The organism is Streptomyces sp. BK79, assembly GCF_044142145.1.
Classification (GTDB): domain Bacteria; phylum Actinomycetota; class Actinomycetes; order Streptomycetales; family Streptomycetaceae; genus Streptomyces.
The window spans coordinates 208,775-229,459 of the sequence record NZ_JBHVOC010000002.1; the positions used below are offsets into that span (position 1 = coordinate 208,775).

Sequence of the window (20,685 nt, forward strand, 5' to 3'; positions counted from 1 at the left end):
CCGCGTCGACCCACCGGAGACAGGCTGCCGATGACCCTGCCCACGCTCCTCGTCCTGGACGCCGAGCCCCTCCCCCGCCTGGGCCGGCTGACCGGCCGGGCGCGGATCGAGCACGCCGACGAGGCGACCCTCGCCGACCGGCTGCCGCACGCCGACGTGCTGCTCGTGTGGGACTTCACCTCGCCCGCCGTACGGGAGGCGTGGCCCGGCGGCGGTCCGCGCCCGCGCTGGGTGCACACGGCGAGCGCGGGCGTGGACCACCTGATGTGCCCGGAACTGGCCGCGTCGGACACCGTGGTGACCAACGCGCGCGGCGTCTTCGACCAGCCGATCGCCGAGTACGTCGCCGCGCTGGTCCTGGCGATGGCCAAGGACCTGCCGACGACGCTGCGGCTGCAGGACGAGCGGACCTGGCGGCACCGCGAGTCGCTGCGGGTGGCCGGAACGCGCGCCTGCGTGGTGGGGTCCGGGCCGATCGGGCGGGCGATCGCGCGGACGCTGAAGGCGCTCGGCATCACCACCGCGCTGGTCGGCCGCACCGCCCGCCCCGGCGTCCACGGGCCGGGCGAACTGGACCGGTTGCTGGCCCGCGCCGACTGGGTGGTGGCGGCGGCGCCCCTCACCGACGACACGCGCGGCATGTTCGACGCGCGGCGGTTCGGGATGATGCAGCCCTCCGCGCGGTTCGTGAACGTGGGGCGGGGCCAGCTGGTCGTGGAGGACGACCTCGCCGAGGCGCTGACCCGGCGGTGGATCGCGGGGGCCGCGCTCGACGTGCTGAGCGAGGAGCCCCTGGCGCCCGACAGCCGGCTGTGGACGGTGCCCGGCCTGATCGTCTCGCCGCACATGAGCGGGGACACGGTCGGCTGGCGGGACGAACTGGGCGTCCAGTTCGTGGAGTTGTTCGAGAGCTGGGCGGCCGGCGGTCCGCTGGCGAACGTCGTCGACAAGAAGCGCGGATACGTGCCCGGACACTGACGTCCCACCAGGTCCCGGGCTCCGGGCCCGGACATCGACGCCCCTGACAGCGGGAGGGTGCATGACCGACCTCACCGAGCTGACCGCGGTCCAGCTCGTCGACGGTTACCGCGAGGGCGACTTCAGCCCCGTCGAGGTGACCCGGGCGGCCCTGGAGCGGGCCGAGCGGATCCAGCCGGAGCTGAACGCGTTCGTCCGGCTGACCGGCGAGGAGGCGCTCGACCGGGCACGGCGGGCGGAGGAGCGGTGGCGGCGCGGGGAGCCGTGCGGACGGCTGGACGGGGTGCCGGTCACGGTGAAGGACATCCTGCTGACGCGGGGCCACCCGACCCTGCGCGGTTCCCGGGCCGTCTCGCCGGACGGGCCCTGGGACGAGGACGCGCCCTCCGTCGCCCGGCTGCGCGAGCACGGCGCGGTGTTCCTCGGCAAGACGACGACGCCCGAGTACGGCTGGAAGGGCGTCACGGACTCGCCGCTGTCCGGCGTCACCCGCAACCCGCACGACCCGAGCCGCACGGCGGGCGGCTCCAGCGGGGGCGCGGCGGCGGCCGTGGCACGCGGGGCGGGGCCGCTGGCGCTCGGCACGGACGGCGGGGGCAGCGTGCGCATCCCGGCGTCCTTCTGCGGGATCTTCGGCCTGAAACCGACGTACGGCCGGGTGCCGCTCTACCCGGCGAGCGCGTTCGGCACCCTCGCGCACGTCGGCCCGATGACCCGCGACGCGGCGGACGCGGCGCTGCTGCTGGACGTCATCGGCACCCCGGACGCCCGGGACTGGTCGGCGCTGGGGCCCGCACCCGGGTCGTACACCGACGCCCTGGCGCAAGGGGTGCGGGGGCTGCGGGTGGCGTACTCGCCCTCGCTCGGCGGGCAGGTGGCGGTGCGTGGGGCGGTGGCGACGGCGGTGCGCCGGGGGGTGGAGCGGCTGGCGGAGCTGGGCGCGTACGTGACGGAGGCCGACCCGGACTTCGCGGACCCGGTGGACGCCTTCCACACCCTGTGGTTCAGCGGGGCGGCGCGCGTGGTGCAGCATCTGAAGGCGGGGCAGCGGGCGCTGCTCGACCCGGGGCTGCGGGAGATCGTCGGGGCGGGGGCGCGGTACTCGGCGCTGGAGTACCTGGCCGCGGTCGACGTCCGGATGGAGCTGGGCCGGCGGATGGGCCGCTTCCACCAGGCGTACGACCTGCTGGTCACGCCGACGCTGCCGATCACGGCGTTCGAGGCGGGGGCCGAGGTGCCGAAGGGGTCGGGACTGCGGCGGTGGACGGGGTGGACGCCGTTCACCTATCCGTTCAACCTCACGCAGCAGCCGGCGGCGACGGTGCCGGTGGGGACGGACGGGGACGGGCTGCCCGTCGGGCTCCAGCTCGTCGCCGCCCGCCACCGCGACGACCTGGTCCTGCGGGCGGCCCACGCGCTGTACGAGGCGGGTGCCGCCTCGTGACGGTACGGAGAGCCGGGTGAGCGCGGAGACGGTCGTCGCCGCCGCGGCCACCGTCATCGCGCTGGGGTCGCTCTGGGTCAGCTGGGCGCAGACCAGGGCGACCCGGCTGCACAACCGGCAGTCGGTCCGGCCGCTGCTGCAGATCCGGCGGATACGGCAGGACGGCCTGGTCGGCCTGAAGCTGGTCAACGCCGGGCTGGGGCCGGCCGTCGTGACGCGCAGCGCGGTGCTGCTGGACGGCGTGGTGGCCGGGGAGTGGAGCCGGGAGGTCAAGGAGATCCTCTTCTCTCCCGGCCTGTGGCCGAAGTCGTACTCCCTGCGGGCGGGTTCCGTCGTGCTCGCCGGGCAGGAGACGTTCCTGGTGAGCCTGGACGGGGACGACGCCGGCCGGCTCCAGGAGTTCTGGAGCCTGCTCGACCGGCGGCTCGTCATCGAGGTGGAGTACGAGTCGTTGTACGGCGGTGAGGGTTTCTCCGTGACGTCGGCTAGGCCCGCCGACGGAAGCTGAGCGTCTCCCCCGCCGCTCCGGTGCGCCACAGGTCGTTGCAGGCGTCGGCCATCTCCTCCAGGCCCTCGGTGACGCGGCCCCAGACGGTGCCGGGCACCCAGCCGACGTCGCCGTTGAGCAGCAGGTTGTTGCGCTCGTAGAACAGGGCGAGGTCGACGAGCGTGGTGCCCGGGCGGACCTCGCGGTCGTAGCCGTACGCCTTGGTGCCCAACTCGGCGCCCGCGAAGGCGAAATAGCACAGGTCGCCCGGAATGGGCGTCACCGTCGGATTCTCCAGCGGTGGTTCGGATGCCGCGAAGGGCGGGAAGAGGGCGTAGATCTCGTTGCGGGCGTATTTGGCGTGGTACACGTCGCCGCCGAGGGGAAGCGCGTCCCAGACCGCCGCGCAGGTGAGCGGGGCCCGGTCGTCCAGCAGTTGGGCCGTGCACGTGATTCCGCGTTTGACCAGCGACACTTCGATGTAGCGATCAGCCATGCCCTCCATGGCAGTGCCCCGGGCCGCCCGGGTCAAGGGTGCCGGGCCTGCGTATCGGACTGAAAAAGATCGGCATAACCTCCTGGGCTTCGGGTAGCTGCGCGCCCATGGCTCCACCACACAGAACCCCTCCAGGGGGTATATCCGACCGAAGGTCCGGGACGGCCGGGCCCACGCGCCGGTCGCTGCTCGCGGGGGTCGCGGCGCTCGGCGCGCTGGGGGCCGCCGGCTGCTCGCGGGTGGCCACCGCGTCCGACGTCGAGGGCGGTGACCTCCTCGACCGGCTCCGGGCACAGGGCGTCGCCCGGCTCGGCATCGCGGGCGAGATCCCCTTCGGGTACATCGACAGGGACGGTGAGCTGACCGGCGAGGCGCCGGAGCTGGCGAAGGTCATCTTCAAGCGGCTCGGGGTGGACCGGGTGCAGCCGGTGCCGACGGAGTTCGGCTCCCTCATCCCGGGTCTGGCGTCGCAGCAGTTCGACGTCGTGGCGGCCGGGATGTACATCAACCCCGACCGCTGCGCGCAGGTCATCTTCTCCGACCCGGACTACCAGATGCTCGACGCGTTCATCGTGCGCAAGGGAAACCCGATGGGTCTGCGCAACTACGAGGACGTCGTCAAGAAGAAGGCCAAGTTCGCGACCGGCACCGGCTACGCCGAGATCGCCTACGCGGTGGAGCACGGGTACGAGGAGGACGACATCCTGATCGTCCCCGACCAGGTGGCCGGGCTCAACGCGGTCGAGTCCGGGCGCGTGGACGTCTTCGCGGGCACGGCGCTGACCACCCGTGAGGTGGTGAAGAAGTCCGGCAAGGCCGAGGTGACCGAAGCGTTCGCACCGATCGTCGACGGCGAACCGCACGTCGACGGCGGCGGCTTCGCCTTCCGGCCGACCGAGACCAACCTCCGCGACGCCTTCAACGTCGAGCTGCACAAGCTCAAGAAGAGCGGCGAACTGCTGCGGATCCTCAAGCCCTTCGGTTTCACCGAGAACGAGATGACCGATCTGACCGCGAAGGAGCTGTGCGGCGGATGACCTCGGGACTGTGGGAACTCGTACTCCAGGGTGTCTGGGTCACGCTCCAGCTGCTCTTCTTCAGCTCGTTGCTGGCGACGGCCGTCTCCTTCGTGATCGGCGTCGCGCGCACCCACCGGCTGTGGATCGTCCGCTTCCTGTCGGGCGTCTACACCGAGGTGTTCCGCGGGACCTCCGCGCTGGTGATGATCTTCTGGGTGTTCTTCGTGCTGCCGCCGGCCTTCGGCTGGCAGCTGGTGCCGATGTGGGCGGGCACGCTCGCGCTGGGCCTGACCTACGGGGCATACGGCTCCGAGATCGTGCGCGGCGCGCTCGGCGCCGTCGACCCGGCGCAGAAGGAGGGCGGCATCGCCCTCAGCTTCACGCCCTGGCAGCGGATGAGACTGATCCTGCTGCCGCAGGCGGTGCCGGAGATGATCCCGCCCTTCTCCAACCTGCTGATCGAGCTGCTCAAGGGCACCGCCCTGGTGTCGATCATGGGCATGGGCGACCTCGCGTTCAGCGGCAACCTGGTGCGCCTGGCGCTGCAGGAGAGCGCGGAGATCTACACGTACATCCTGCTGATCTACTTCGTGATCGCGTTCCTGCTCACGCGGGTGATGCGCGGCCTGGAGAAGAAGCTGAAGGCGGGCGTCGGCAAGGCCCCGAAGAAGACGGCGGCCGCCGTGCGCGTGCCCGAGGGAAGTGGTGTGTCGTGAACTGGGACTGGAGCGCGGTCTCCGACTTCATGCCGCACTTCTGGGACGGTCTGCTGGTCACCCTGCAGATCCTGGTCCTCGGGTCGCTGGTCTCCTTCGTCCTCGGCCTGGTGTGGGCGCTGCTGATGCGGGTGCCGTCCCGCTGGGTGACCTGGCCGGTCGGCGCGGTCACCGAGTTCGTGCGCAACACTCCGCTGCTGGTGCAGCTCTTCTTCCTGTTCTACGTGCTGCCCGAGTGGGGCGTGACCGCCTCGGCGCTCACCACCGGTGTGCTCGCCATCGGGCTGCACTACTCGACGTACACGATGCAGGTCTACCGGGCCGGCATCGAGGCGGTGCCGGTCGGCCAGTGGGAGGCCGCGACGGCGCTGAACCTGCCGCTGAAGCGGACCTGGACGGCCGTGATCCTGCCGCAGGCGATCCGCCGCGTGGTGCCGGCCCTCGGCAACTACGTGATCTCCATGCTGAAGGACACGCCGCTGCTGATGGCGATCACGGTGCTGGAGATGCTCGGCGAGGCGCGGCTGTTCTCGCAGCAGAACTTCCAGTTCACCGAACCCCTGACGGTGATCGGCGTGGCCTTCATCGTCATCTCCTACCTGGCCTCCCTTGCCCTGCGAGCCCTGGAGCGACGCCTTGCCCACTGACACTCTCCCCAATCCCGAGAAGAGCCCCGAGCGCAGCACCGGCGAGCTGATCCGCCTGGAGCAGGTCACCAAGCGGTTCGGCGACAACACCGTCCTCGACCACCTGGACTTCTCCGTCGACGCCGGCAAGCACGTCACGCTGATCGGCCCGTCCGGGTCGGGCAAGACGACGATCCTCAGGCTGCTGATGACGCTGCTCAAGCCCGACGAGGGCACGATCACCGTGGACGGGCAGCAGCTCTTCCCGGCGAGCGAGAAGGAGCGCCGCGAGGTCCGCAAGCAGATCGGGATGGTGTTCCAGCAGTTCAACCTGTTCCCGAACATGAGCGTCCTGCGCAACATCACCGAGGCGCCGGTCACGGTGCTCGGCATGTCCAAGGACGAGGCGGTGGAGCGGGCCAAGGGGCTGCTCGACATGGTGGGCCTGGCCGACAAGTGCGACGCCCGCCCGGCCCAGCTCTCCGGCGGCCAGCAGCAGCGCGTGGCGATCGCCCGGGCGCTGGCGATGCGGCCGAAGGTGCTGCTGCTCGACGAGGTGACCTCGGCGCTGGACCCGGAGCTGGTCGCCGGCGTCCTCGACCTGCTGCGGGACATCGCCCGCAGCACGGACATCACGATGCTCTGCGTGACCCACGAGATGAACTTCGCCCGGGACATCTCGGACCAGGTCCTGATGTTCGACTCGGGCCGGGTCATCGAGGCCGGTCCGCCGGAGAAGATCTTCAGCGAGCCGGAGCACGACCGGACCCGGGAGTTCCTCAGCGCGGTGCTGTGACATCGCCGCCCCAACGCCCGAGGTCGGCGCGTTGGGGCACGCCGACGGCATATGCCAGCGGGTCAGCGTCGCAGCTGAGGGCTTCGAAATCTGGCCAACACCCCCTCCCACCGGCCCTCTTGGCGGCTATCGTGAAGGAATCCGCTGTCCGCACCGGGGGCACAGGCAGGGACAGGGGCAGGGGCCTACCAGCCAAGCGCAGGGGGAGACCACCGTGGCGCTGCAGCACCAGCCGACCGCGCCGCACCACTCGGCCCAGGACGCCCTGCGCGTCCTGGAGACGGTGACGCGGCACCCGACCGGAGTGACCGACACCGAGCTCGCCCGGCACACCGCCCTCGACGGGGAGCGGCTGACCGCCCTCCTGCGCATGCTGCGCCGCGAGGGCTACGTCGAGCAGACCGCCGACGGCGCGTACGTCACCGGAGAGGCCCTGGCCCGCCTGGGTTCGGCGCACGGCCGCGAGGAGGCGCTGCGCGAGAAGCTCCAGCACACCCTGGACCGGCTGCGCGACTCGGTGGGCGCCGCCGTCTACATCAGCCGGTACGTCGACGGCGAGGTGAGCGTCACCCAGTACGCGGACGGTCCCGCCACGCCCAAGGTGAACGAGTGGGTGGACTTCCGCGTTTCGGCGCACGCCACCGCGGTCGGCAAGAGCCTGCTGACCCAGCTCGACCACGCCGGCCGCCGCGACCACCTCGCCCGGCACAAGATGGCCCGGCTGACCTCGCGCACGATCACGAGCGACCGCCTGCTGCTGTCCAGGCTGGAGTCCCAGCCGCCCACCGTGCCGGTGCTGGACCTCCAGGAGTACGCGGTGGGCACGGTCTGCGCGGCCGTCCCGATCACCGCCGGCTCCTCGGTGGGCTGCCTGGCCCTGTCCCTGCCGGTCGAGCACGCCCACCGGCTGCGCCAGGCCGCGGACGAGCTGAACCGGAGCGCGACGCCGGTCCTGCTGTCCCTGGCGATCTAGAGGGCGCCCGGGGTGTCCGCGGGGCCCGGAGGTGGCCGCCGGGTGAATGGTCGGGAGCACCCCTGGGAACCAGGTAGTATTTTCGTCGTCGCCGGCCGCGGGAAGCGGACGGCGGGAGTCACGCGCCGCTAGCTCAGTTGGTTAGAGCAGCTGACTCTTAATCAGCGGGTCCGGGGTTCGAGTCCCTGGCGGCGCACAGAAGAAGGCCCCTCGCCCAGGCGAGGGGCCTTCTCCCGTCTCAGAACGTGACGTCCGAGCAGGCGTAGAACGCGTTGCCCGTGTCGGCGACCGTCCACACCGCGAGGATCACGTGGTGCCCGCTCAGCCCGGACGGCAGCGTGCCGCTGTGGGAGAGCGTGGCCGGCGGCTGCTTGCCGCCGTAGGGCACGGTGAAGAACGGGGTGAGGTTCAGGTCGGACCGGGACAGGGCGTGGTTCTGGTTCCAGCCCGGCTTGGTGACGTAGTACCGGAAGTCGGTCGTGGCGTGCCGGGCGGTGAACTGCCAGCGGAAGCTGTAGCTCTGCCCGCCGTTCACCTTGGTGGTCGGCCAGGCCTGGCCGTTCGGCTGGTTGGGGCTGTCGAGCGCGGCGAACGGCCCGTTGCCCGCGGAACATATCTTCCCGTCGGCCGGTCCGGCGGCCGGGAAGCCCTTGGGCCCCTCGACGCTCTGCGGCTCCCACTGGATGGAGCCGCAGCCGCTGACGGTGCCGTTCTGGCAGACCTTCTGGCGGCTGACCGGCAGGTCGGTGTAGCCGTGGCCGGTGGCCCCACCGGACGAGAGCACGAGGGCTCCGGTGGTCGCCATGCCGACCGCGGCGGCATACAACTTGGTCCGTGTGCGCATACTGCTGCTCCTGTGACGTGGGGGAGGTTCAGTGAGCCGTGCAGGTCTAGACCAAGTTCAGATTATTGCCGTCAGTTGAACATGTCCATACCAATCACCGAACCCGCTCGCGCCCCGGTCCCGGGCGGCCCGCGCCCCGGTCAGGCCCCGGTGTCCCCCCGCCCCGCGCAGAACGCCACCGTCAGGTCCTTCACCAGCACCTTGCGTTCGTAGTCGTCGAGTTCGACCAGCCCGCGCATGGTCAGCCGGGTCACCGTGTCCTCCACCGAGTCCACGACCGAGGTGAGCACGCTGGCCCGCTGCGCCGCGTCCAGCGCGGCGATCCGGCGCCGGTGCATCGCGGCGGCGACCTCGGGGGCGTACTCCACCCGGACCGGCCGCACCGAGAACACCTCCAGGCCGACCGGCGCCGCGTCCGCCGCCACCAGCCGGGTCAGCGTCTCCCCGGCCACGTCCGCCGAGCTGCGGACCGTGCCGAGCGGCTCCACCGGGACCCGGGCGAGCGCCGCCTCGACGCACGCGCGCAGGTACGTCTCGTGGTCCTCGACGCCCAGCGTGGCCTTCGCGGTGTCCCGCACCCGCCACACCACCAGCGTCACCGCCCTCAGCGCCACCCCGCTGCCGTCCGCCGCGGGCATCGGCTCGCTGCGCCAGTGCCGCAGCCGCACGTCCACCCGGCGGCGCAGCAGCAGCGGGTTGACCCACATCAGGCCGGTGCGCCGCACGGTGCCCCGGTAGCGGCCGAACAGACCGAGCACCCAGGCCCGTCCGGTCCGGCCCCGGGCCAGCCCGCCGAACCCGAACAGCCCCAGCGCCCCGGCCGCCGCGTACGCCGCCCACTGCGCGGGACCGAGCCCGGCGCCTCCGAACGCCGGCAGCCCCAGCGCCTCGGCCGCGAGCGGCGGCACCAGCCCGGCCCACCAGGAGGTGACCGCGCAGCCGGCCGCCCCGCAGGCGCCGGCGGCCACGCCCGCGGCGCCCGGCAGCACCCGCGCCGGACGCTCCGTCAGCTCCGGGTCGACGCTCGGCACCGGGCGGGCGCGCGCGGTGACCGGGCGCCGGGTCCGGGGCTGCTCCCCCGTGCCCTGCCGGCGGGCGACGACCGCGGGCCGCAGCGGCACGGGCGCCGGGGCGGGGTCGTCGCGGAACAGCAGGTGGACGGGGATCTCGGTGGTGGCCTCGTTGTGGATGAGCCGGGCGGGCCGGTGGCCCGCCTCCGCCGCCGCGTCGAGGGCTCCGGGCCCCACGGCGGCCGGCGGCTCGGTGTCCGGGTTCGTGGAAGAGGTCGTACTCATGCGTGCTCCAGCCTCCGCGCCAGATGCGTCATGAACGGGTGATCACCGGGCGGACGGTCAGGAGAAGAGCCGCCGCCAGGTCTCCGGGCCCGGGTAGCCGTCCGCCGCCCCGCCGCGCCACCCCTGGGCGCGCTGGAAGGCCTCGACGCCCCGCCGGTCCGCCTCGCCCCAGCGCGGACCCGGTCCGGTCGTGTAGTGCGTGCCGAATCCCTTCCTCACCAGCTGCCTGCCGAGCCGGGTGACGTACGGGTTGTTCGCGCCCGGCCGGAACATGGCGCGTCCCGGGTAGCCGGCCACCCCGTGCGAGGCGGGGGGCGCGGCGGTGACGTCCTCGCCCCGGCCGGTCACCAGCAGCCGCCAGGTCCCCGGCCCCGGCAGTCCGTCGGCGTCCCGGCCCCGCCAGCCCTGGGCCAGCTGGAACGCCTCGGTCGCCCTGCGGTCCGCCTCCGTCCAGCGCGGACCGGGCCCCGAGGCGTAGAAGCGTGCGGCGCCGCGGGCGGCGAGCATCCGGCCCAGCCGGGTGACGTGCTCGCCCCGCGCGCCGGGTCCGAAGGAGGCGGCCCCCGGGTAGGCCGTGGCGGCCGGCGCCCCGTTGGCGGTGCCGCTCGTGCCGGTCGATCCGGTGGAGCCGGTCGATCCGGGCGCGAGTCCCTTGTACCGGTAGGGCAGGTACTTGGCCGAGTCGCTCCAGTAGGCGTAGGGGGTGGCGAGCTTCCGGGCGTGGGGCGGGGTCTGCTCGTAGGCCGTGTAGGCGGTGCGCGCGGCGTCCGTCCAGCCGCCGAAGATCACCACGTGAGAGCCTTTCTGGGGGTCGGCCGCGTTGTGGAACAGCAGGATGTCGCCGGGCTGGAGTTCCTCCTTGGTGATGCGGTCGGCGAAGGCGCCGAGGCTGCCCGTCCATTCGTTCGTGGGCAGTTTCCAGGCCATCGAGACGTAGCCTGAGCAGTCCTGCCGGTAACCGTCGGACCAGTAGGCCGTCATGCTGTAGGGCACCTTCGCGGTGACCCAGGTCCTGGCCCGGTCGATGATCTCCGTACGGGTGATCGCGGCCAGTGCCGTGCCGGCCGGGGGCGTCGCCGGCTGGCCCGCCGGGCCGTGCAGCGGGGCCCGGGGGCCCTGCGGGGTGTCGGGCGGGTCGCCCGCGGGGACGCCCGGCCGGTCCGCCGGGTGCCAGGCGGCGGCCGGGGCCGCCGCCGCCTGGCCGGCGCCGAGCGCGGAGGCCGCGGCGGTGGCCACGATCAGCGCGCGGTGGGCCGCCGGATGGGCGAGGGCGCGGCCGGCCCGGGAATGCGGCAGGACCCGGCGCCAGTGACGGCAACCGGGACAGTCGCAGTCGCTCGCGGGATCGATCTCCTCGAATACGGGAGCCTCCATGCGATTCCCCTCACACTCCCGGTGAAAATGTCCGCGGCGGTGCACTTCGGTACATGTCGGTCAGTTTCTCAACTGTCTTCTTCCCGCGCATGTTGACGGTCCGAATGATGTACCCGGCCTCACCCGCACCCGCCGGGGCGGCTCGCGGGCGGTCCGGAGCACCGTCCGGGATCGGGTAGAGTTGTGCAGGTCAGCAGGCGCCGCTAGCTCAGTTGGTTAGAGCAGCTGACTCTTAATCAGCGGGTCCGGGGTTCGAGTCCCTGGCGGCGCACCGACGGTCGAAGGCCCCCCGTAGCACACGGGGGGCCTTCGGCGTGCCCGGTCCACGGGCATCTTGCGATCATGAGGAACGCCGTAGAACCCTGGTCCGGTTGGGGGGCCGGATGCCGAGGGGGGCATCATGCAACCGGGGGTCGCCGTTCCATGTCTATATAAGGTGTGGATGCCGTGGTGACAGCAACCCACCACTGTGACGTGCGTGAAGGTCGAGGGGGACCGGAGCGGACGAAGTAAGCGACGAAACACGCGTGACGCGCGTGTGGGGGGATGACTCATGACGTCGACGCCGACGGGCGCCGGGCAGGACCACGACCAGGACCCGTCCCAGACCACCCAGCTCCGGGTGCCTTCGCACCGGACCTGGAACACCGGTTCGTTCCGCCGGATAAAGAAGACCCTGCCGCGGTACGACTACGAGCACTACAGCCGCCTCGCGGGCCCCCTCACCCAGCCCGACCCGCACAAGCCGTACCAGGTGCAGTACCGCTCGCTGATCTCGCAGGAGCCGCACCGCATCCGGGTCGCCCTGATGCTGGCCGCGGCGCCGCTGCTGTCGGTGGTGCTGCTGGTGTGGCTGCTCCAGCCCACGCACTGGACCGAGCGCGACTACCCGGCCTTCGACTGGCTGCCCACGCTCGACATCGTGATGCTCGTGTCGATCGGCCTGATCGAGCTGTTCCGCTGCCTGAACGTGCTGTCGAACGCGCACGCGACGCTGGTCGCCCGGGACCCGGTCCCGGTGGTGCCCGAGACCGGCACCCGGGTCGCCTTCCTCACCTCCTTCGTGCCCGGCAAGGAGCCGCTGGAGATGGTGACGAAGACCCTGGAGGCGGCCGTGAAGATCCGCCACCGCGGTGTCATGCACGTCTGGCTCCTCGACGAGGGCGACGACCCCGAGGTGAAGGCGGTCTGCGAGCGCCTCGGCGTGCGCCACTTCTCCCGCAAGGGCGTCGCGAAGTGGAACATGCCCAAGGGCCCGCACCGCGCCAAGACCAAGCACGGCAACTACAACGCCTGGCTCGACGCGCACGGCGACGCCTACGACTTCTTCGCCTCGGTCGACACCGACCACGTGCCGCTGCCCAACTACCTGGAGCGGATGCTCGGCTTCTTCCGCGACCCGGACGTCGGCTTCGTCATCGGCCCGCAGGTCTACGGCAACTACGACAACCCGATCACCAAGGCCGCCGAGTCTCAGCAGTTCCTCTTCCACGCCCTGATCCAGCGCGCGGGCAACCGCTACGGCTCCCCCATGTTCGTGGGCACCTCGAACGCGGTGCGCATCAGCGCGCTCAAGCAGATCGGCGGTCTGTACGACTCGATCACCGAGGACATGGCGACCGGCTTCGAGATCCACCGCCACAGGAACCCGGCCACCGGCCGCAAGTGGCGCTCGGTCTACACGCCGGACGTGCTCGCGGTCGGCGAGGGCCCGAACGCCTGGACGGACTTCTTCACCCAGCAGATGCGCTGGTCGCGAGGGACGTACGAGACGATCCTCAAGCAGTACTGGAAGGGCTGGTACTCGCTGCCGCCGAGCAAGCTCTTCAACTACACGATGATGATCATCTTCTACCCGATGTCGGCCCTGAACTGGATCCTGGCGGCGCTGAGCTGCTGCCTGTTCCTGGGCCTGGGCGCCTCGGGCGTCAACATCGACCCGGCCGTCTGGCTGATGCTCTACGGCAACGCCTCCGCCCTCCAGATCGGCCTGTACGTCTGGAACCGCCGCCACAACGTCTCGCCGCACGAGCCCGAGGGCTCCGGCGGGGTGGCCGGCATGGTGATGTCCGCGCTGTCGGCGCCGCTGTACGCCAAGGCCCTCATCGACTCGGTGCTGCGCCGCAAGAGCAAGTTCGTGGTGACGCCGAAGGGCGACTCCGCCAGCCCGGACACCTGGTTCGGGACCTTCCGGTACCACTGGTACTTCATCGTGATCTTCGCCGGCTCGATCACGGCCGGCTTCGTCTTCGGCCACTCGCACCCCGCGATGATCATCTGGGCGACGTTCGCCCTGCTGATCACCGCCTCGCCGATGTTCGCCTGGCGTCACGAGATGCGGAAGGCGAAGAAGCGGCCGCCGGCCGCGACGGAGGAGCCCGCGCCGCGGGTCCCGGCGCAGCAGCAGGCGCCCGACCAGGCGTACGCGCCGCACGCGCCGCAGCAGAAGCCCAGCTGGGCGGCTCCCGCCGACGGGGGCAACGACCAGACCATGCAGATCGCCCTTGGTGGACTTGGGGGACGTAAGGAATGAAAGACCGTGCCGGCCGCCGCCGCGCCCGTCGCTTCGCGATAGGCACGGCGGTGGTAGTAGCGCTGGCCGGGATGAACGGGCCGTGGCTCTACCGCTTCGGAACCGAGAAATACCACCAGTACAAGATCGACCAGCCGGAGTACAAGGCCGCCAACGGCAAGTGGGAGATCATCGAGTTTCCCGAGAAGTACCGGCAGAACACCATCCACGCGGCGCTGCTGCGCACCGGCAAGGTGCTGCTCGTCGCCGGGTCGGGCAACAACCAGGACAACTTCGACGCGAAGAAGTTCGACACCCGGATCTGGGACCCGGTCAAGGGCACCATCAAGACGGTGCCGACGCCCACCGACCTGTTCTGCACCGGCCACACCCAGCTCGCCAACGGCAACCTGCTCATCGCGGGCGGCACCAAGCGGTACGAGAAGCTCAAGGGTGACGTCACCAAGGCCGGCGGCCTGATGATCGTGCACAACGAGAACCCGGACGAGCCGATCACGCTGCCGGCGGGCACGAGGTTCACCGGCAAGGAGAACGGCAAGACGTTCGTCTCCAAGGACCCGGTGCTGGTGCCCCGCGCCAAGAAGGTCTTCGACAAGGCGACCGGCGAGTTCCTGCGCAACGACCCGGGCCTCGGCCGGATCTACGTCGAGGCGCAGAAGAGCGGCCGGCAGTACGAGACCGGCACCCAGGACAACTACACCGTCGAGGGACTGTCGGGCGACGACGCCCGCAACACGTACGGCATCGCGCAGAAGCTCGCCCTCGACAAGAAGGACTTCCAGGGCATCCGGGACGCCTTCGAGTTCGACCCGGTCGCCGAGAAGTACATCAAGGTCGATCCGATGCACGAGGCCCGCTGGTACCCGACGCTCACCACGCTGAGCGACGGGAAGATCCTCAGCGTCTCCGGCCTCGACGACATCGGCCAGCTGGTCCCGGGCAAGAACGAGATCTACGACCCCGAGACCAAGAAGTGGACCTACACCGACAAGGTCCGCCAGTTCCCGACGTACCCGGCGCTGTTCCTGATGCAGAACGGCAAGGTCTTCTACTCGGGGGCGAACGCCGGTTACGGCCCCGACGACGTGGGCCGCGACCCGGGCGTCTGGGACGTGGAGACCAACGAGTTCACCAAGGTCCCCGGGCTGAGCGACGCCGACATGCTGGAGACCGCCAACTCGCTGCTGCTGCCGCCGGCGCAGGACGAGAAGTACATGGTGATCGGCGGGGGCGGGGTCGGCGAGTCCAAGCTGTCCAGCGAGAAGACCCGGATCGTCGACCTGAAGGCGGACGACCCGAAGTTCGTGGACGGGCCGCCGATGGACAAGGGCACGCGCTACCCGCAGGCCTCGATCCTGCCCGACGACAGCGTGCTGGTCTCCGGCGGTTCGGAGGACTACCGGGGCCGCAGCGACTCCAACATCCTCGAGGCCCGGCTGTACCACCCGGACACCAACGAGTTCGACCGGGTCGCCGATCCGCTGGTCGGCCGGAACTACCACTCCGGTTCGATCCTGCTGCCCGACGGGCGTCTGATGTTCTTCGGGTCGGACTCGCTCTACGCCGACAAGGCCAACACCAAGCCGGGCAAGTTCGAGCAGCGCATCGAGATCTACACGCCGCCGTACCTGTACCGGGATTCCCGGCCGGACCTCTCCGGGGGGCCGCAGACCATCGCGCGCGGGGAGTCGGGGACGTTCACGTCCCGGGCGGCGGCTTCGGTGAAGAAGGTGCGGCTGATCCGGCCGAGCGCCTCCACGCACGTCACGGACGTGGACCAGCGGTCGATCGCGCTGGACTTCAAGGCCGACGGGGACAAGCTGACGGTGACCGTGCCGGAGAACAAGAACCTCGTCCAGGCGGGCTGGTACATGATGTTCGTGACGGACGGGGAGGGGACGCCCTCCAAGGCGCAGTGGGTGCGGGTGCCGTAGCGCTCCCGCGGGGGCCGTAGCGCTCCCGCGGGTGTGTCGTCGGGCGCGGGGAGCGTTGTGGTTGATCGCGCAGTTCCCCGCGCCCCTGGGGCGTCTATCCTTGCGCCAGCTTCAAGGCGTACTCCGGCCACCACTCGCCGGCCTTCGGGCCGCCCTTGCACTCGCCGTCCGACTCCCCGGGGCGCTTGACCCACAGGTAGGCGTCCACGAGGGGGTCGGCGGTCTTCGTCGTCGGGGTCTCGCCGAGGGCGCGGCCCGGCGGGTTGCACCAGCGTTCGTCCGGGGCGCCCTCGGTGTAGGGCCCGTTGCCGTTGCGGCTGGTGTCGATGACGAAGTGCTTGCCGCCGACCTTGGCGGACAGCTCCTTGCCGTAGGCGATGGAGTCCTCGGTGGTGTAGAAGTTCGAGACGTTGACCGAGAAGCCGTCGGCCTGGTCGATGCCCGCCCACTTCAGCGGCTCGAAGATCTGGTCGGGGTTGCCCCAGCCGGCGTTGCCCGCGTCCAGGTAGACCTTGGTGTTCTTCAGCGCGGTGAGCTTGCCGATGGCGCCCTTGAGGAGGTCGTAGCGCTCCTCGTGGAACTGCTCCGGGGTGCAGCCGTCCACCAGGTGCAGGACCGCGTCCGGTTCCAGGACGACCGTGGCGGAGCGGTCGCCGATGCCCTTGGCGACCCCGTCGACGAAGGCGCGGTACGCGTCGCCGTCGGCGGCGCCGCCGCCCGAGTACTGGCCGCAGTCGCGGTGCGGGATGTTGTAGAGGACGAGCAGCGCGGTGCGGCCGGCCTTGTCGGCGGCCTCGGTGAAGCCGCGGGCCTGCTCCTCGGGGTTCTCCGGGCTGATCCACTCGCCGGTGGGCTGCTGGGCGATCTTGCGGATCTGCTCCGCCTGGTCCTTCTTGTCCGACTTCTCCAGGGCCGCCAGCTGCTGGGCCGCGTTGCCGTCCGGATTGACCCAGAACGGGTCGGCCTCCTTGGGCTGTTGCGTTATCCCGGCGCCCGCGTTCTTCTCCTGGTCCCCGCCCTCGCCGTCCGACGACGAGGAGCAGCCCGCGAGCAGCAGCGCCGCCCCCAGCGCTACCGCGGTCGCCCGCCTCGTGGACACCATGCTTCCGGCCCCCCTGCTGCCGTACATCCGACCCCCCTGGGTGCACTGTTCCAAGGCTCAATCCTGACATACGCCTCCGGCACCCACGAGGGCCCCGGGCACCGGCGCACCCGCCCCAGGGCCGCTCAGGAACCGGTGCCGGTGAGATACGCCGAGACCACCACGTTGGCCGTGTAGGTGCCGGTGGCGCGGTCGAAGGTGCCGCCGCAGGTGATCAGGCGGAGTTCGGCCCGGCCCGTGGTGCGGGGCCCGTAGGCCTGCTGGGCGTCGAAGCCGTCGCGGGTGAGGACCTGGACGTCGTCGACGGTGAACTCGGCCCGCTCGCCGTCGTCGCGGAGCACGCGGATCGTCTCGCCGGGCTCCAGGGTGCTGACCTCGTAGAAGACGGCGGGCCGGGTCTCGGTGTCGACGTGGCCGACCATCAGCGCGGTCCCGGCGGCTCCGGGGGCCACTCCGGCCGCGTACCAGCCGACGGAGCCGGGCCGGTCGAAGGGCGGCGGTTCGATCGCGCCCTTGGCGTCGAGGCCGCGGGCCACGACCGGTGCCCGGATGCCGAGTCCGGGGATGTCGAGCCGCTGCGGGGCGGCCGCGCCGAGGGGTTCCAGGGCGGGTGGCAGTGGTACGTCGGGGGGCCGGCCGGCCGCCGCCATGTCGCCGGTGGCCGGCCGGGATATGCCCTCGCGCACGTCGGTGGCCTCGCGGCCCCACAGCCAGAGCCCGAGGAGCAGCACCACCCAGGCGGTGCCGGTCACCAGGCGGCCCGGGCCGACGGTGGGCCGGTCCTGTCGTGACATGGTCAGTCCGTCCCGCGGCTCCGGCTGCGGACGCCGCGCAGCGCGACGGCGACGGCGGCGATGCCCGCGAGGACCAGGCCGGTCACGGTGTGCGCCGTGCCGGGAGGCTCGGGGCGGGCCTCGTCCCGGGTGTCCGCGGCGGCCAGCCGTGCGGTGCCGCCGCCGCCCGCGTCGACGGGGGCTACGGGCGAGGCGTGGGCGCCGGGGTGCCGGTGCTGTCCGACGGTGAGGGTGCCCTCGCGGGCCTCGTCCCCGCACCTGACCCGCACGGTGTACGCGCCGGCCGTCACGGTGGAGCGGACGGTGCCCGCCCCGACGAGGACGCCGTCGGAAGCCGACAGGGAGAGCTTCACGTCCGAGACGAACGCCGCCGACCCGACGACGGCCGTCTTCTCGGTGCAGTCGGCCACGCGGAGCCTGACGTCGCTGCCGGGGGCGGGTGCGGACGGAGACACCGAGACGCCTCCCCCGTCCACCGCGTGCGCGGCCGAAGCGATCGGCGCGATCGGTGCGAGGGCCGCGGCGAGCGCGGCACCGGCACAGAGAGTGACTTTCAGTGAGCCCATCGTGTACCTCCAGTTACCTGGAGGCTCCCCCGCGTCAGGGGCCCCCGCATCCTGCGCGGGGGCCCCACTGCTCCGAACGGGTCATACCGGGGGATGCCGGGTTTACCGGTCTCAGACCTGTTCGACCAGGTCGGCGATCGAGTCGACCACCTTGGAGGGGCGGTACGGGAAGTGCTCGACCTGCTCGGGCCGGGTCAGGCCGGTGAGGACGAGGTAGGTCTGCATCCCCGCCTCGATGCCGGCCAGCACGTCGGTGTCCATGCGGTCGCCGATCATCGCGCTGGTCTCGGAGTGGGCGCCGATCGCGTTGAGGCCGGTGCGCATCATCAGCGGGTTGGGCTTGCCCGCGAAGTAGGGCTGCTTGCCGGTCGCCTTGGTGATCAGGGCGGCCACCGCGCCGGTCGCCGGGAGCGGACCCTCGGTGGAGGGGCCGGTCTCGTCGGGGTTGGTGCAGATGAAGCGGGCGCCGCCGTTGATCAGCCGGACCGCCTTGGTCATGGCCTCGAAGGAGTAGGTGCGGGTCTCGCCGAGGACCACGTAGTCGGGCTCGTGGTCGGTGAGGATGTAGCCGATGTCGTGCAGGGCGGTGGTCAGGCCGGCCTCGCCGATGACGTACGCCGAACCGCCGGGCCGCTGGTCGTCCAGGAACTTGGCGGTGGCCAGCGCCGAGGTCCAGATGGACTCGACCGGCACCTCCAGGCCCATGCGCCGCAGCCGGGCGTGCAGGTCGCGCGGGGTGTAGATCGAGTTGTTGGTGAGCACCAGGAAGGGCTTGCCGGACTCGCGGAGCCTCTTGATGAAGGCGTCGGCGCCGGGGATCGGCACGCCCTCGTGGATGAGGACGCCGTCCATGTCGGTGAGCCACGACTCGACGGGCTTGCGGTCTGCCATGTGCAACGAACTCCCTGGCGTGCGGTGGGGCATGGGCGGGGCGCCGGAACCACGGCGTACCGACGCCCCCCAGCCTAGGGCCTGCCTTTCGGATCAGGCCGGCTCCGATCTACGGCACCTCCTGGCCGACTCGAGCGGGGTCTGGTGCGTGCGGCTGCAAGGCGGAGGAGGGCGACAGAGCGGAGCCCTGGCAACCGACGACAACGCCGCAGATGCGCGTGCCAGACCCCGCGACCCCGGCATGATCCGAAAGGCAGGCCCTGGTCAGGACTGTGTGAGACGAACCCCGTCGATCACCCAGTACCAGTTGTTGCCGCCGGTGTAGCGGAAGCGGACGCGGGCCGTGCTCGCTCCGGACGGGACCTGGAGGGTGACCGTCTCGGTGCGGGAGGGCACGTCGGCGGTGTAGGTGCGGACGGTGACGGGGGCGGCGCCGTCGTAGGAGACGAGGACCTCGCCCTTCTGCGGGGACTCGTGGCGGTAGTAGGTGGTGTAGGTCAGCGTGGCGGTGCGGCCTCCGGTGACCGGGTAGGCCGGGCTGACCAGGGTGGAGTCGAAGGTGCCGGTGAAGGTCCGGTCCTGCCACTCGTCGCCGTCGGCGACCGCGAAGACGCCGCGGGCGCGGACGTTGGACTCGCGGGCCTGGTCGCGCTGGGCGGCGGTCCAGAACTCGTCGGTGGTGAAGGACCAGCCGCGCCATTCGGTGACGCCGCCGGTGCCCATCGCGGAGTTGTCGACGGACCAGCCGGCGGGCGGGGTGTGGGTGTACCCGAGGACGGTGGCGGGGATGCCGGTCTCGTCGGTGCGTGCGGTCAGCCGCGCGCGCAGGGCGTCGAAGTCGTCGGGCTGGGGCTGCTGGACGGGGCGGCCGTCCAGGTCCCACGCCGGGTCGATGGCGATGCCGAGGTGGGCGAGGGCGGAGGCGGCGACGTCCGGCATCTTCACGTCGTACCGGACGGAGCCGGGGGCGAGGGTGGGGCCGGTCGCGATCAGGAAGGTCTGGCGTTCGGCGAGGGTGGAGCCGCCGTGGCCGCCGGCGTCGGTGTGGCCGTGGTCGGCGGTGACCATGATCAGCCAGTCCTCGGCGGCGTACGAGGCGCGGGACTTCACCGCGTTCACCATCTGGCCGACCTGGGCGTCGGCGGTGCGGACGGCGTCCAGGTAGACCTGGCTCGCGGCACCGTGGCTGTGCCCGGCGTGGTCGATGTTGTCGAGCTGGACGAAGACCGCGTCGGGGTCCGCGTCCCTGAGCCGGGCGACCGCGCGGGAGGTGGTGCCGGTGTCGTACTCGGCGCCCGGGGTGGAGACGCGGGTGTCGGCCTTCGGGGAGAAGATCGTGTCGGTGATCGGGGCCCAGGAGGAGACGGCGTACGTCGACAGGGACGGCTTCGCGGTCTCGATCCGGGTGAGGAAGTCGGGGTACTGGGCGAGCTTGTGCCCGGTGAAGGAGTTGTCCTTGACGTTGTGCTTGTCGGGCCAGACGCCGGTGATGAGGGTGGACCAGCCGGGTCCGGACACGGTGGGCGCCAGGGGGTTCGCGTAGATGCTGCTGGGGGCGGTGAGGCCGGCCGCCATGAGGGCGTCGAGATGCGGTGCGGTGGCGTCCTTGATGCGGGTGAGCAGGGCGCCGTCGAGGCCGATGACGAGGACCTTGGGGGTCCTGGCGGCGGCGCGGGCGGTGGCGGCGAGGGGGCCGGCGGTGGCCGCGAGGGCGGCGGCGGACAGGAGCAGGGAGCGGCGGGACATGCGGTGCGACACGTGGTCCTCCGGTGCGGGACGGGGTGAGGGCGTGCGGGCAGGGCATGGCAACGCCCCCG

At 71.6% G+C, this 20,685-nt stretch carries 19 protein-coding genes and 2 tRNA genes; 12 read left to right on the top strand and 9 right to left on the bottom strand.

Going from position 1 to position 20,685, the window contains the following annotated elements:
- Positions 1-30: 30 nt before the first annotated feature.
- The 3 genes from ACFIF2_RS02970 to ACFIF2_RS02980 all read left to right on the top strand — a co-directional run bounded on the left by ACFIF2_RS02970 (position 31) and on the right by ACFIF2_RS02980 (position 2,930).
- Positions 31-978, top strand: coding sequence for a D-2-hydroxyacid dehydrogenase (locus ACFIF2_RS02970; RefSeq protein ID WP_395570864.1), 948 nt, complete (start codon positions 31-33; stop codon positions 976-978).
- Positions 979-1,039: 61 nt separating this feature from the next.
- Entirely contained in the window at positions 1,040-2,422 is a 1,383-nt protein-coding gene (locus tag ACFIF2_RS02975) for an amidase (protein WP_395570865.1), read from the top strand.
- 16 nt (positions 2,423-2,438) lie between these two features.
- Positions 2,439-2,930 carry a hypothetical protein gene (locus tag ACFIF2_RS02980; protein ID WP_395570866.1) on the top strand — a complete coding sequence of 164 codons (492 nt, stop codon included), beginning with the start codon at positions 2,439-2,441 and terminating at the stop codon, positions 2,928-2,930.
- Here ACFIF2_RS02980 and ACFIF2_RS02985 read toward each other — a convergent pair.
- The gene (locus ACFIF2_RS02985; protein WP_395570867.1) at positions 2,908-3,405 is read right to left on the bottom strand and encodes a DUF3830 family protein; all 498 of its coding nucleotides are present in this window, start codon (positions 3,403-3,405) and stop codon (positions 2,908-2,910) included. The two genes, ACFIF2_RS02980 and ACFIF2_RS02985, sit on opposite strands and share 23 nt — an antisense overlap.
- Before the next feature lie 107 nt (positions 3,406-3,512).
- Between ACFIF2_RS02985 and ehuB the strand changes: the two genes are divergently transcribed.
- From ehuB to ACFIF2_RS03015, 6 genes are all read left to right on the top strand, one after another.
- Positions 3,513-4,442: an ectoine/hydroxyectoine ABC transporter substrate-binding protein EhuB gene (ehuB, locus tag ACFIF2_RS02990; protein ID WP_395570868.1), complete on the top strand. Its 930-nt coding sequence runs from the start codon at positions 3,513-3,515 to the stop codon at positions 4,440-4,442.
- Positions 4,439-5,140: an ectoine/hydroxyectoine ABC transporter permease subunit EhuC gene (ehuC, locus tag ACFIF2_RS02995; RefSeq protein ID WP_395570869.1), complete on the top strand. Its 702-nt coding sequence runs from the start codon at positions 4,439-4,441 to the stop codon at positions 5,138-5,140. Before ehuB ends, ehuC begins: the two co-directional genes overlap by 4 nt.
- Positions 5,137-5,787, top strand: coding sequence for an ectoine/hydroxyectoine ABC transporter permease subunit EhuD (ehuD, locus tag ACFIF2_RS03000; RefSeq protein WP_395570870.1), 651 nt, complete (start codon positions 5,137-5,139; stop codon positions 5,785-5,787). The genes ehuC and ehuD overlap by 4 nt, the downstream gene beginning before the upstream one ends.
- Positions 5,777-6,562 carry an ectoine/hydroxyectoine ABC transporter ATP-binding protein EhuA gene (gene ehuA / locus ACFIF2_RS03005; protein WP_395570871.1) on the top strand — a complete coding sequence of 262 codons (786 nt, stop codon included), beginning with the start codon at positions 5,777-5,779 and terminating at the stop codon, positions 6,560-6,562. The genes ehuD and ehuA overlap by 11 nt, the downstream gene beginning before the upstream one ends.
- A 214-nt stretch (positions 6,563-6,776) precedes the next feature.
- Entirely contained in the window at positions 6,777-7,535 is a 759-nt protein-coding gene (locus tag ACFIF2_RS03010; RefSeq protein ID WP_395570872.1) for an IclR family transcriptional regulator, read from the top strand.
- 122 nt (positions 7,536-7,657) lie between these two features.
- A tRNA-Lys gene (locus tag ACFIF2_RS03015) sits at positions 7,658-7,731 on the top strand.
- Positions 7,732-7,773: 42 nt separating this feature from the next.
- Here ACFIF2_RS03015 and ACFIF2_RS03020 read toward each other — a convergent pair.
- The 3 genes from ACFIF2_RS03020 to ACFIF2_RS03030 all read right to left on the bottom strand — a co-directional run bounded on the left by ACFIF2_RS03020 (position 7,774) and on the right by ACFIF2_RS03030 (position 11,048).
- Complete coding sequence (locus ACFIF2_RS03020; RefSeq protein WP_395570873.1) at positions 7,774-8,379, bottom strand: lytic polysaccharide monooxygenase; 606 nt, start codon at positions 8,377-8,379, stop codon at positions 7,774-7,776.
- Positions 8,380-8,519: 140 nt separating this feature from the next.
- The gene (locus ACFIF2_RS03025; protein WP_395570874.1) at positions 8,520-9,674 is read right to left on the bottom strand and encodes an SPFH domain-containing protein; all 1,155 of its coding nucleotides are present in this window, start codon (positions 9,672-9,674) and stop codon (positions 8,520-8,522) included.
- Between the two features lie 57 nt (positions 9,675-9,731).
- Positions 9,732-11,048 (bottom strand): peptidoglycan-binding protein, encoded by a 1,317-nt coding sequence (locus ACFIF2_RS03030; protein WP_395570875.1) that lies wholly within the window; start codon positions 11,046-11,048, stop codon positions 9,732-9,734.
- Between the two features lie 197 nt (positions 11,049-11,245).
- Here ACFIF2_RS03030 and ACFIF2_RS03035 point away from each other — a divergent pair.
- The 3 genes from ACFIF2_RS03035 to ACFIF2_RS03045 all read left to right on the top strand — a co-directional run bounded on the left by ACFIF2_RS03035 (position 11,246) and on the right by ACFIF2_RS03045 (position 15,515).
- A tRNA-Lys gene (locus ACFIF2_RS03035) sits at positions 11,246-11,319 on the top strand.
- Positions 11,320-11,601: 282 nt separating this feature from the next.
- Positions 11,602-13,581 carry a glycosyltransferase family 2 protein gene (locus ACFIF2_RS03040; protein ID WP_395570876.1) on the top strand — a complete coding sequence of 660 codons (1,980 nt, stop codon included), beginning with the start codon at positions 11,602-11,604 and terminating at the stop codon, positions 13,579-13,581.
- A complete protein-coding gene (locus ACFIF2_RS03045) occupies positions 13,578-15,515 on the top strand; it encodes a galactose oxidase-like domain-containing protein (RefSeq protein ID WP_395570877.1) in 1,938 nt (645 codons plus the stop codon). The genes ACFIF2_RS03040 and ACFIF2_RS03045 overlap by 4 nt, the downstream gene beginning before the upstream one ends.
- Positions 15,516-15,609: 94 nt before the next feature.
- On the opposite strand, the gene ACFIF2_RS03050 is transcribed toward ACFIF2_RS03045, so the two are convergent.
- The 5 genes from ACFIF2_RS03050 to ACFIF2_RS03070 all read right to left on the bottom strand — a co-directional run bounded on the left by ACFIF2_RS03050 (position 15,610) and on the right by ACFIF2_RS03070 (position 20,614).
- On the bottom strand, positions 15,610-16,644 hold the full coding sequence (locus tag ACFIF2_RS03050; protein ID WP_395570878.1) for a glycoside hydrolase family 6 protein: 1,035 nt from the start codon (positions 16,642-16,644) through the stop codon (positions 15,610-15,612).
- A 98-nt stretch (positions 16,645-16,742) separates the two neighbouring features.
- Positions 16,743-17,411, bottom strand: coding sequence for a class F sortase (locus ACFIF2_RS03055; protein WP_395570879.1), 669 nt, complete (start codon positions 17,409-17,411; stop codon positions 16,743-16,745).
- Positions 17,412-17,413: 2 nt separating this feature from the next.
- Positions 17,414-17,977: a hypothetical protein gene (locus ACFIF2_RS03060; protein WP_395570880.1), complete on the bottom strand. Its 564-nt coding sequence runs from the start codon at positions 17,975-17,977 to the stop codon at positions 17,414-17,416.
- Between the two features lie 111 nt (positions 17,978-18,088).
- Positions 18,089-18,868 carry an HAD-IIA family hydrolase gene (locus ACFIF2_RS03065; protein ID WP_395570881.1) on the bottom strand — a complete coding sequence of 260 codons (780 nt, stop codon included), beginning with the start codon at positions 18,866-18,868 and terminating at the stop codon, positions 18,089-18,091.
- 264 nt (positions 18,869-19,132) lie between these two features.
- Positions 19,133-20,614, bottom strand: coding sequence for an alkaline phosphatase family protein (locus ACFIF2_RS03070; protein WP_395571040.1), 1,482 nt, complete (start codon positions 20,612-20,614; stop codon positions 19,133-19,135).
- Positions 20,615-20,685 lie beyond the last annotated feature (71 nt).

Excerpts from the sequence above, each read along its gene's own strand:
- ACFIF2_RS03045 (WP_395570877.1), top strand. The coding sequence starts at position 13,578 with ATGAAAGACCGTGCCGGCCGCCGCCGCGCCCGTCGCTTCGCGATAGGC.
- ACFIF2_RS03065 (WP_395570881.1), bottom strand. The coding sequence starts at position 18,868 with ATGGCAGACCGCAAGCCCGTCGAGTCGTGGCTCACCGACATGGACGGC.
- ACFIF2_RS02970 (WP_395570864.1), top strand. The coding sequence starts at position 31 with ATGACCCTGCCCACGCTCCTCGTCCTGGACGCCGAGCCCCTCCCCCGC.
- ehuC (WP_395570869.1), top strand. The coding sequence starts at position 4,439 with ATGACCTCGGGACTGTGGGAACTCGTACTCCAGGGTGTCTGGGTCACG.
- ACFIF2_RS03060 (WP_395570880.1), bottom strand. The coding sequence starts at position 17,977 with ATGGGCTCACTGAAAGTCACTCTCTGTGCCGGTGCCGCGCTCGCCGCG.
- ACFIF2_RS03040 (WP_395570876.1), top strand. The coding sequence starts at position 11,602 with ATGACGTCGACGCCGACGGGCGCCGGGCAGGACCACGACCAGGACCCG.
- ACFIF2_RS03025 (WP_395570874.1), bottom strand. The coding sequence starts at position 9,674 with ATGAGTACGACCTCTTCCACGAACCCGGACACCGAGCCGCCGGCCGCC.
- ACFIF2_RS03055 (WP_395570879.1), bottom strand. The coding sequence starts at position 17,411 with ATGTCACGACAGGACCGGCCCACCGTCGGCCCGGGCCGCCTGGTGACC.
- ACFIF2_RS02975 (WP_395570865.1), top strand. The coding sequence starts at position 1,040 with ATGACCGACCTCACCGAGCTGACCGCGGTCCAGCTCGTCGACGGTTAC.
- ACFIF2_RS03070 (WP_395571040.1), bottom strand. The coding sequence starts at position 20,614 with ATGTCCCGCCGCTCCCTGCTCCTGTCCGCCGCCGCCCTCGCGGCCACC.
- ACFIF2_RS03020 (WP_395570873.1), bottom strand. The coding sequence starts at position 8,379 with ATGCGCACACGGACCAAGTTGTATGCCGCCGCGGTCGGCATGGCGACC.
- ACFIF2_RS03030 (WP_395570875.1), bottom strand. The coding sequence starts at position 11,048 with ATGGAGGCTCCCGTATTCGAGGAGATCGATCCCGCGAGCGACTGCGAC.
- ACFIF2_RS02985 (WP_395570867.1), bottom strand. The coding sequence starts at position 3,405 with ATGGCTGATCGCTACATCGAAGTGTCGCTGGTCAAACGCGGAATCACG.
- ehuB (WP_395570868.1), top strand. The coding sequence starts at position 3,513 with ATGGCTCCACCACACAGAACCCCTCCAGGGGGTATATCCGACCGAAGG.
- ACFIF2_RS03050 (WP_395570878.1), bottom strand. The coding sequence starts at position 16,644 with ATGTACGGCAGCAGGGGGGCCGGAAGCATGGTGTCCACGAGGCGGGCG.